The organism is uncultured Roseibium sp. (assembly GCF_947499295.1).
Taxonomy (GTDB): Bacteria; Pseudomonadota; Alphaproteobacteria; order Rhizobiales; family Stappiaceae; genus Roseibium.
On the sequence record NZ_CANMNP010000015.1, the window covers coordinates 180,283 to 191,505 of the forward strand.

6 protein-coding genes are annotated in these 11,223 nt (G+C 53.8%); 2 read left to right on the top strand and 4 right to left on the bottom strand.

What is annotated here, in order from left to right:
• The first annotated feature begins 39 nt into the window (after positions 1-39).
• Positions 40-2,091, top strand: coding sequence for a phenylacetic acid degradation bifunctional protein PaaZ (gene paaZ, locus Q0835_RS21585; RefSeq protein WP_298964171.1), 2,052 nt, complete (start codon positions 40-42; stop codon positions 2,089-2,091).
• 54 nt (positions 2,092-2,145) lie between these two features.
• On the opposite strand, the gene paaK is transcribed toward paaZ, so the two are convergent.
• The 3 genes from paaK to paaG are packed head-to-tail and all read right to left on the bottom strand — an operon-like array spanning position 2,146 to position 4,736.
• On the bottom strand, positions 2,146-3,456 hold the full coding sequence (gene paaK, locus Q0835_RS21590; RefSeq protein WP_298964173.1) for a phenylacetate--CoA ligase PaaK: 1,311 nt from the start codon (positions 3,454-3,456) through the stop codon (positions 2,146-2,148).
• Between the two features lie 39 nt (positions 3,457-3,495).
• Positions 3,496-3,921: a hydroxyphenylacetyl-CoA thioesterase PaaI gene (gene paaI, locus Q0835_RS21595; protein WP_298815372.1), complete on the bottom strand. Its 426-nt coding sequence runs from the start codon at positions 3,919-3,921 to the stop codon at positions 3,496-3,498.
• A 20-nt stretch (positions 3,922-3,941) separates the two neighbouring features.
• Positions 3,942-4,736, bottom strand: a complete 795-nt coding sequence (gene paaG / locus Q0835_RS21600) for a 2-(1,2-epoxy-1,2-dihydrophenyl)acetyl-CoA isomerase PaaG (RefSeq protein ID WP_298964174.1) — start codon at positions 4,734-4,736, stop codon at positions 3,942-3,944.
• 252 nt (positions 4,737-4,988) lie between these two features.
• Here paaG and Q0835_RS21605 point away from each other — a divergent pair, with 252 nt between their 5' ends.
• Positions 4,989-6,308 (top strand): HlyD family type I secretion periplasmic adaptor subunit, encoded by a 1,320-nt coding sequence (locus tag Q0835_RS21605; RefSeq protein WP_298815375.1) that lies wholly within the window; start codon positions 4,989-4,991, stop codon positions 6,306-6,308.
• Positions 6,309-6,410: 102 nt separating this feature from the next.
• On the opposite strand, the gene Q0835_RS30395 is transcribed toward Q0835_RS21605, so the two are convergent.
• Positions 6,411-11,189, bottom strand: a complete 4,779-nt coding sequence (locus tag Q0835_RS30395; protein WP_366142393.1) for a VCBS domain-containing protein — start codon at positions 11,187-11,189, stop codon at positions 6,411-6,413.
• Positions 11,190-11,223 lie beyond the last annotated feature (34 nt).

Sequence of the window (11,223 nt, forward strand, 5' to 3'; positions counted from 1 at the left end):
GTGATGCGGCACAACCTTCAAAGAACTGGAAGAAATTTCATGACGGTGGTTTCTCAAAAAGTCCGCGGCCTTGAGAGCTTTCTCAGCGGTTCCTGGCGAAGTGGAAAAGGCGAGGGCAAACTGCTTCTTGATGCCGCGACCGGTCAGCCCGTTGCAAACATCAATGCCGATGGTCTCGATTTGTCCGGGGCGCTGGCCTACGGGCGCAGCAAGGGCGGCACAGCTTTGCGTAAAATGACCTTCCATGAGAGAGCGCTGATGCTTAAAAGCCTGGCGCAAACGCTCATGGAGAAAAAAGAAATATTCTACCAAGAGAGTTTTGCAACAGGCGCAACCCGCAAGGACAGCTGGATTGATATCGAAGGCGGTATCGGAACGCTGTTTGCCTATTCTTCGAAGGCGCGTCGGGAAATGCCGAATACCCGTGTCTTTACCGAGGGAGCAATTGAGCCTCTCTCGCGCGATAACTCGTTTTCAGGACAGCATATCCTGTCGCCATTGCAAGGGATTGCTGTCCACATCAACGCCTATAATTTTCCCTGCTGGGGTATGTTGGAAAAGATTGCACCGTCTCTGATCGCCGGTGTGCCTTGTCTTGTAAAACCGGCCAGTCAGACCGCCTACCTCACGGAACTCATGGTTAGGCACATTCTGGCCGCCGATATACTTCCTGAAGGGGCTCTTCAACTGCTCTGCGGTTCTGCAGGCGACCTCGTGGATCATGTGACGGGACAAGATGTCGTTACATTCACTGGATCTGCCGCCACCGGCCAGATGCTGCGACAGAACCCGTCTATGGTTCGAAATTCGACGCGGTTTTCGATGGAGGCCGACAGTCTCAATGCCGCCGTGCTTGGACCGGACGCAAAACAAGGGGAAAGCGAGTTCGACCTGTTCGTTAGGGAAGTGGCTCGGGAGATGACTGTCAAAGCGGGACAAAAATGCACCGCCATCCGTCGGATTATTGTTCCACGCGACACGGCTGAGGCAGTTGGGGACGCCTTGAAGGCCCGATTTGAGAAACTGAGGATAGGAGACCCAAGAGATGACACGGTCACCATGGGGCCTCTTGCTTCTGCAGGGCAAAAAGACGAGGTGCAATCGCGCGTCGAGGAATTGAAGACGGAGGCTGAAGCTGTCTATGGTGGTTCGGGTAATGTGCCGGAAAAAGGAGCTTTCGAAGCGCCGGTCCTGCTTTATTGCGACCGCCCCTTGGTGTCCGAAACCATCCATGCCGTTGAGGCTTTTGGGCCAGTGGCAACGCTCATGCCGTACGACTCTCTTGAAGACGCTATCGCGCTCACCCACAAGGGCAAGGGATCGCTTGTCGCTTCACTGTTTACAAATGACCGCTTGGTTGCCGAAGAAACGGTGCTCGGCATGGCACCATTTCACGGTCGGGTGCTGATCGGAAATCGTCAAAGCGCCAAAACTTCAACCGGTCACGGTTCACCTTTGCCAATGCTCGTTCACGGCGGCCCGGGCCGTGCTGGAGGGGGAGAAGAGCTTGGTGGCCTGAGATCCGTCAAACACTTTATGCAAAGAACCGCCATTCAAGGTGCACCCAATCTTCTTGGCGCCGTAACCGGACGATGGATTGCCGGGGAGCAAGGCAGAGCCGATAGCCGCCATCCATTCAGGAAGTCACTGGCAGAACTTAAAATAGGAGATCAGCTCGTAACCAGGGAGCGGACGGTTTCTCTTGAAGATATTGAACACTTCGCGGAGTTTACGGGAGATACCTTCTATGCCCACATGAATGAGGCCGCGGCACAACGCAATCCGTTTTTTGAAGGCCGCGTTGCGCATGGCTATCTGATTGTCTCATTTGCGGCCGGTCTGTTTGTTGAACCGGAAGAAGGGCCTGTTCTTGCAAATTATGGTGTCGACAACCTGCGTTTCCTTACACCCGTCAACGCCGGCGATGCCTTGAAAGTTCAGTTGACGGCCAAGGAGATATCGCCGCGTATTTCAGCCGATTATGGAGAAGTTCGCTGGGATTGCCTCGTCTCAAATCAAAACGACGAGCCTGTAGCGCAATATGATGTCCTCACTTTGGTCGCCAAGGAGTGGCCGACTGCGTCGTCGTAGCAGATACGCGACCTTTCGATTGCTCGCTTTCCTGGCGGGCGATCGTTTGATTTTCTAGTCTATCGGCCGATTGTCGACCACTCGTTTTGCCTTGCCGGCAGACCGTTCGACCTTGCCTGGTTCCGTCACATCGATAAGGGCGGACACGCCAATAACGCTCTTGATATGATGGCCAAGTTCCTTGGCAGAAGCGCGTCTTTGATCTGAAGATGCAGCGCCAGGCAGGGCCTCGACATGTACTGTCATGACATCGAGACGGTTGTCCTTTGTCAGTTCAATCTGAAAATGCGGCGACAGCCCCTCGCATTTCAGCAACTGTTCTTCGATCTGTGTCGGAAAGACGTTGACGCCTCTGAGGATGATCATGTCGTCGGAACGACCCGTGACCTTTTCCATCCTACGCATGGAACGCGCGGTGCCAGGAAGGAGCCGGGTTAAATCCCGTGTCCGGTAGCGAACCATCGGCAAACCTTCCTTGGTCAGGGTGGTGAACACCAATTCACCGATTTCACCGTCAGGAAGGTTGTCGCCGGTAACAGGATCGATGATCTCCGGGTAGAAGTGGTCTTCCCAGATGTGAAGCCCGTCCTTTGTCTCTACACATTCATTGGCAACGCCGGGCCCGAGTATCTCCGACAAACCGTAGATGTCGACGGCGTGCATATCGAAGGCATCCTGGATCTCCAGCCGCATGGCATTTGTCCAGGGCTCGGCTCCGAATATGCCCACAGCAAGCGAACTGTCTCTTGGGTCGATGCCTTCGCGGCGAAATTCATCCAGGATGGACAGAAGGTACGAAGGCGTCACCATGATGATCCGAGGTTTGAAATCCTGGATCAAGGTCACCTGGCGTTCGGTCATGCCGCCTGAGACGGGAACGACCGTGCACCCCATTTTTTCCGCGCCGTAATGCGCGCCGAGTCCACCGGTGAAAAGACCGTACCCATAGGAAATATGGATTATGTCTCCCGGACGCCCACCGGAGGCTCTGATGGAACGCGCGACAAGTTGCGCCCACATCTCGATATCGTTGGCAGTGTACCCTACGACCGTCGGTTTGCCGGTCGTGCCGGAGGATGCGTGAATGCGCGAAATCTTTTCCCGGGGCACTGCAAAAAGACCAAACGGATAATTGTCCCTGAGGTCCGATTTGGTCGTGAAGGGAAACTTCGACAAATCATCAAGTTGTTTGAGATCGGAAGGATGCACGCCCTTTGCATCAAACCTTTGTTTGAACAGCGGTACATTCTCGTACGCATGAGCCACAGACCATTGCAGCCGTTTCAGTTGCAGCGCGGATATTTCGTCTCTTGATGCCGTTTCGATGGGCTCAAGGTCGCCAGGGTGTGGGGCCAGGTTTTCCATGATTGTCTCCCTTGGAACGCTTAGAAATCTGCGTTCGCATTATTCTGGCAAGATGGTGCCTTTTGTCGTTCTTGAGTTGCCGCGAAATTCCGCAATGACATCACCGTGTTGGTTTCGAACTGTCACGTCATATAGCCCTGATCGGCCGGAACGTGATCTTTCGACTGCGCTTGCGGTCAATCGATCTCCCAGGCGTGCAGGTGCAAGAAAAGTAACGTCGCAGTGTTGGGCAACAGTCACCTGATTGTATGTATTGCAGGCAAAGGCAAATGCGCTGTCAGCGAGCGTGAAAATGTAACCACCATGGCAAATACCATGTCCGTTGGTCATGGTTTCCGTGACCGACATGGTAAGCACAGACTTTCCTTGACCCACGCTATCGAGAGCCATGCCCAGACTTTGCGAGGCCGTATCTTGCGACCACATGCGATCAGCGCACGCTTGTGCGAGTTCTTCGGGGGACATACGCATCTCCGGCTGTTAGCTCATGATCCTGAAAAACGGGCAGGGCGCTTTTCAAGAAAGGCAGATACGCCTTCACGATAATCTGCGGTCCTGCCGGCTTGTCTTTGTGCATCCCGCTCAGCGTCCAGTTGCCGATCCAGCGTCTGGCCCGCAGCATCTTGTATAAGTTTCTTGGTCAGCGCCAATCCCTTGGTCGCACCTGCTGCCAGATGTGCGGCCAGCTTTTCGGCTTCCGGTAGCAGTTCAGCGTCCGGATAGGTTTTCCAAATGAGGCCCCATTCTTCAGCGGTTTCTGCATTGAGCGGCTCACCCGTCATTGCAAGGGCCTTGGCTCTTGCTTCGCCGATCAGCCTGGGTAGCAACCAGGTGCCACCAGAATCGGGCACGAGACCTATTTTCGCAAATGCCTGGATGAACCGCGCCGATCGCGCCGCGAGCACAATATCGCATGCCAACGCTATGTTGGCACCAGCGCCCGCCGCGACCCCGTTTACCGCACACACAATCGGTTTCGGCATTGATCGGATTTCGCGGATGAGTGGATTATACAAAGTATCGAGCGTTAGGCCGAGATCAGGAGCTTCGCTTCCGTCGCGCATGTCTCTGTTGGAAAGATCCTGACCCGCGCAAAACCCGCGACCGGCTCCTGTCAAGAGAATGCACCTTACGTCGTCGTTTTGACGTGCGGTCTTCAGATGCCGAAACAAACTATTGTGCATTCCTTCATTGAAGGCGTTCAATCGGTCAGGCCGATTTAGTGTGAGCAAAAGTGCGCCGTCCCGCTCTTCCGCGATCACCGTTTCTGCTTCTGCCATGCGCCCTCCCAAAGCGTCACACGTTTTTGCGAAATGGACAGATACTTGTGACATTAATGCACGGAGTTACGCTTCGGTCAAAGCCTGAATCGGTGTTTTTTATCGTCTGCCAGCGCACAGAAACTCAAAATCAACGCACGAATTGCGGAAACTTACCCGGCGATAGGAACTCAATCTAAGAAATTGATTCAGTGGATGTTTACTTTAGTCGCCAATAGTTGGCCCCAAAGTACGGGTCAGCGTCACAACCTCATGTTTAATCGTAAAACCACCGCTGAAGAAATAGCTCTCGACATTCCGTTGGAACTCGAGGAAGGCCCACCGCCGGTTGCCTACAAACGCGTTCTTCAGACCCTTTCTATCAGTGCTGCAGCATTTTTAGCCTGGGCTGCAATTGGACAGGTGCGCGAAGTCGCCAAAGCCAACGGTGAAATTGCGCCTGCCGGTAAAGTCCAGACCGTCGGCCATCTCGAGGGTGGTATCGTTGCTGAAGTTCTGGTGCAGGAGGGGCAGTTGGTTGATGAAGGAACACCATTGGTGCGCCTTTTGGAAACCGCAACATCCAGCGATCTCGAAAGAGTGCAAACAAGACTGCGTTTTCTGGCAACCGAAGAACAACGTCTCGCAGCCAACACCACTCGGGAGCAATCCTCGGGTCTGCGTTTGGGCAATGGCATAACCTTTTCTGAGGCACAGCAGGCAGCTTTTGTCGCGCAACAGAGAGCGTTCGAGCAGGAACAACAAGCGCTGATGGCCCGTATCAGTGAAAAGGAAGCCGAACTCTCTAGTGTTGTAGAACGGATCGGGCTGCAAGAGACACAAATTGAAATTGAACAGGAAAAGTTTGAGATCCAACAATCGCTCTTTGATCAGGGTTACACGTCCAAGCGGCGCTATCTCGATGCCAAGTCGTCGCTGCAAAATGCACAGAGCTCGCTCAGTGAGTTGAGCGGTATGAAAGGCCGCGTCGAAGCACAATTGAGAGAAGCTCAGGCAGGGCTGCAAAGATCGGCCGCTGTCGCCGAAGAAGAGCTGGCAGAGGAACGAAGCCGCGTTGTCCAGGAACGCAACGAGCTTTCATTCGAAGCGGAAAAACAGCAAGACCGTTTCGAGCGTTTGTTTGTCCGTGCTCCGGCCTCCGGACACATCAAGGCACTCTATCTGAAAGGTCCAGGCAGTGTTCTGGCGCCGGGTGATGTGGTAGCGGAAATAGTCCCGAGCGACAGCGAGCTTGTCGCCGATGTGCGTATTTCTCCGCGCGATATCGGCCATGTTGAAGTCGGCGATGAGGCGGAAATTGCCGTCACGACTTTCGATCCAAATATTCAGGGGACCTTGAAAGGAGAGGTGTCTGTTATCTCGGCCTCCAGCTTCCGGGATGAATATGGAAACTATTTTTTCAAGGCGACGATACCCCTGACATCCAATCAGATCGGGGAAGGTTCGCGCGCAGAGACGATTTCGCCTGGAATGGTGGTCGATGCGAAAATCGTGACAGGATCCAAATCCGTTCTTCAATACATGCTGAAACCCGTCACGCGTGCAATTGGCGATCCGCTCAGCGAACGGTAATATCCCTCAGCGCCGATTGCGTACAATAGACCTGTAAACAAGAAAAGAGCCCCGCCGTTTCCGGGGGGGCTTTTGTCAGTTTCCGCTGTCCGGTGACATCAGCTACCACCGGATCTCTTCAACGTCGTTAAAGGTAACGCGGCTTCCGTCCGAGAAATCGATATAGCCGTCTGCATCCTGGGAAAGATCAATTTTCCCGGTGTCCAAATCCGTACTTTCTATTGACCCGCTGGTGACCGTCACTGTCCAGTCGGTACCGTATTCACCGGCCGATACCACGCCTGCGCCTCCGCCCAGGTCGATCACATCGGTCCAGGCTGCACCTTGTCCTGCAGAGATAGTATCGCTTCCATCGCCAAGCCCGTGCATGAAGAGGTCGGACCCGTCTTCTCCAAGAATATTGTCGTCTCCGGCACCTCCGATAATGACATCGTCTCCTGCACCGGCGTAAATATTGTCCGCACCGCCGTTTCCAAAGATCAAATCACGCCCACCGCCCGCAGACAGGATGTCGTTCCCGTCCACGGAGCCACCTTCAAGGCGATCATTGTAGTCACCGGTATAAATCTGATCATCGCCGCCAATGCCGTCTATGGACACTGACTGGGTTGTTTCGCTGAAATAGCCGTTTGCCAGCCCTCCAACTGCCTCATAATCATAGTCTCCAGCGACGGAGATACTGAAGGTTTCGCTGGATTGCGATCCGTCTGCCGACGTAGCAGTCACGGTAAGATCGATCGAGCTTTCGGCTTGGCTGTCAAAAAACGCATGGTTTGCAACTGTAATTATCCCATCAGCACTGACCTCGAACCGGTCGTCATTGAGCACGTAGCTCACGCTGTCTCCGTCGGGATCGCTCGCAGCTGCTGTGACACCAACAAGAGTGCCACCGCCATCTGTTTCGTGGATGGTATTCGCAGAACTGTCGTTGTCCGTGACAGCGCCAACATCTGAATTTGTTAAATCGCCAGCAAGAACGTCGCCATCGGCGAACCGGAAATTTTCAACGTTCGAGACTGTGTCCGTGCCATCAGGACCACCTATTCGAAGGTCTGTGATTGTGTAACTGCCGTCGACATTTTCGGAAATATCATAGTCGGTGAAATTGCCGGAATAGATGGCGGTGTCGGTTCCGTCACCTCCGTCAAGTTCGTCATTGCCTGATCCGCCGGTTACTGTATCGCTTCCGGCATCCAGCGAGATTTTATCATCACCGGACGAGCCAACTATGGTGTCGCCGTTTGTCGTTCCGATGATCTCGTCAACACCAGTCAATGTAACATTTGAGAAGTCGAAATTTGCTCGAGTGTCTTTCGTTCCCAGTTGATCGCCGGTTGCGGTCGAACCATCAATCACCTCAATGCCCGACGCTGCTGAGAAGTCACCTTGAACCCGGTAGGTACCGCCCCCTGAGTTCAGCATGATCGTATCTGTACCGGACGCACCGGTGTCAACGATTGTGTTGGTTCTCCCGCCGTCACTGTCATCCAGATAAATTGTGTCGGAACCGTCACCACCATCCACAGTGTCGGCGCCGGAACCGGTATAAATCGTGTCCGAGCCGGCACCGCCGGTCAGGATATCCGCACCAGCGCCCCCGGAGATTGTTCCACCATCATCATGTGCGGTGATCGTGTCATCGCCAATTCCGCCCGTGATACTCGTTTCAGCAACACCTGTGTCTGTGAACGTTATGCCTTCATCAGCCAGTTGCTGGTTTTCTGCGACGTCTGCAACATCCAGTGTGAAACTTTGATTGGAGGTCGATCCATCCGTTGAAGTTGCCGTCACTGTTATTGTGATTTGCGGTTCGTTTTCATAGTCAAAGGTTGCACCAGTTGCGACTTTAACTGTGCCATCGGCCTCTACAGTAAAACGACTATCGTCGACGCTGTAGGAGACGGTATCGGATGTGTTTCCGTCTTCAGCGAAAGCAGCAATGCCCACTGTCGTGCCCGCAACGGCATTTTCAGAAAAGGTGTTGGCAGTCGTATCTGCATCCCTGACGGTCCCGATGTCCTCGGCAACAAGGTCACCGGCAAGAACATCTCCGTCGGCGAACCGGAAAGTTTCGACGTTGTGAACCGTATCTGTTCCATCCGGTGAGCCTGAGCGATTGTCAGCAACCGTATAGGAGCCGTCATCGTTCTTGCTGATGGTATAGTCTGCAAAGGAGCCTGAGAAAACAGCAATGTCGTTATCACCACCACCATCCAGGTAGTCGTTGCCTGAGCCGCCTTCTAGAACATCGTCGCCGGCACCTCCGTATAGGTTGTCACTTCCGGCATCGCCTTGCAGCGTATCATTGTCATTTTCACCGGAAAGAAAGTCTGAACCTTCACCACCGATCAGCGTGTCGTCACCGCCACCGCCGTAAATCGTGTCGTTGCCGCCCTGACCGTCAAGGTAGTTGGCGTCCATGTTGGGTTGCGTTCCCACTTCATCATCAATGAAGTCGTTGCCGTCGCCGCCATAGACAGTATCGGCACCTTCGCCGAACATGATGTGATCGGCACTATCACCGCCATAAATCGTGTCGTCTCCGCCACCACTGTAAATGGTTGCCCCGTCGTCGTGGCCGGTAATCGTCTCGGCTGCATCAGTGCCGGTAATGGATGTTTCAGCCACGCCATCATCGGTAAACGTCGTTTGGCCATCTTGAAGCTGATAGGCCTCCGCGACATCCGCCACTGAAACCTCGAAGGTTTCCTGCGAGGTGGAGCCGTCGTCTGACGTAGCAGTAACCGTCAAATAGATCGTCGGTTCATTCTCGTAGTCAAAGTTGGCGTCTTCAGCGACTGTAACAAGCCCGTCTGCGTCGACGGTAAATCGGTTGTCTGAAACAGTGTAGGAGACGCCGTCGGTAATGTCCGCATCACTTGCTTGTGCAGATACGCCAATTTGCGTTCCGGCCGCGGCGTCTTCTGAAACAGCATCGGCAGATACATTTGCGTCGGCAACCGAGGATATGTCGAATTCATCAATATCCGACACAGTGACTGTGAAGGTTTCCTGAGAGGACGATCCATCAGTCGATGTTGCCGTGACGGTGATATTAATAGAGCCTTCGGTCTCAGCATCGAAAGAAGCTCCGGAGGCAACTGTGACAACACCATTGCCGTCAACGGAAAACCGGCTGTCATCGACAGAATAGGAAACCGTGTCGGTAGCGTCGGCATCCGAAGCCAGTGCCGTGATACCGACTTGAGTGCCCGCGCTTGCGTTTTCCGCGATAGCGTTTGCGGCTGTGTCGGTATCAGAAACCGATGCGACATCTGCCTCGTCTACATCGGATATGGCAATCGTAACTTCCTCGGTGTGGGACGCCCCATTTTCATCAGTTGTTGTCACATTGACCGTGATCGAGTTTTCACTTTCGCGATCCACGCTTACACCGTCTTTGAGCTTGAGTTGGCCCGAGACCACGTCAAATCGGCTATCGTCGACACTGTAGGTGTGGGTGTCACCGGAATCAGCGTCAACGGTGGTAAGCGATGCGATTACGGCACCCGCATCATTTTCCGCCAAAGTATGTGTCGTTGTGTCAGCAGCAGCACCATCAAGCAAAACCGCGCTAGGGGCATTGTTGTAGCCCTCGACACTGATTTTCAGTATTGCGGTATCCGCCAATCCACCACCATCGGTCACAGTGTAGGTAAACAGTTCTTCTGCCGTTTCACCTTCTGCCAGGCCTTTGGTTTCGGTTTTCGTCTCGTCAAGGCTGTAGGTATAGGTCCCGTCAGTATTGATCGTAATGGTTCCGTAGGTACCTTGAATTTCAGTGCCCGGAACATGATCGGCGCCGTCAAAACGAATGTTGGTGACAGACATGTTGCCTTCAGGGTCCAGATCGTTCGAGAGCACATTGCCTTCGACCTGGCTTGAGACATCCTCAGAGGATGAGCTGGTTGCGGCTGCGCCCCAACCCCCGTCGCTCATGGAGTAGTTGTCCGGTGTCGAGATTGTCCCAGTTTCCGGGTCAATCTGATAAACCATCTTGTCATCGGTAAGAGCATAAAGATTGCCGGCCGCATCCCCAACAAGACCAAATGCACTCGTTGACGGTAGAGTTGTCACGACACTGACAGTGTCACCAGTCGCCGGATCAATTTCGACCACGTCACCTGTTGAGGTTGCAAGATACAGAGATCCACCTGCAAAGGCCAAATCACCTGCGGATCCATAATCCATGTTGCCAATCAGTGTTGCGACACCAGTATCAGCATCAATCGTATAAAGGTCACCTGAACCACCAGCAGCATAGAGCGTCCCGTCGGGCCCAAATTCAAGTGCATTTACGGAACTTGGGAAGGAGCTTGTCGAAATTTGTGTAGCAGCACCAGTTTGCGGGTCAACGCTGTAAAGCTGACTAAAGCTGACACCATAAAGGTTGCCATCTGGATCGAGAGCAATGTCGGTGAGAGGCCCGACACCGGTTGACCCGATAACAGCATCGCTGCCATCGGCTCCAATCAGGTGAATTTCTCCGTCATCGTCGCTGTAGTAGAAAGTCGTTGCAGTACCGCCAACCGAGGCACCGTCGTCATTTGCAACGACTTGCTCGTTGATGTCGGTGACGGAGACTGTAAAGGTCTCCTGCGATGCGGAACCATCGGTTGAGGTTGCCGTGACGGTGACATCGACTGAGCTTTCGGTTTCTGCGTCAAAGGTTGCACCCGACGCCACGGTCACAACGCCATTGCTGTCGACCGAGAAGCGTGCATCATCGACGGTATAACTCACGGAATCAGACACATCGGCATCGGTGGCGAGAGCAGTAATGCCGACCTGCGTACCTTCACCGGCGTTTTCGGCAATCGAATTCGCAGAAGAATCTATGTCCGAGACGGCAGAGACATCCACTTCATCGACGTCGGACACCGCGATCGTGAACGTCTCCTGAGACGTTGAACCG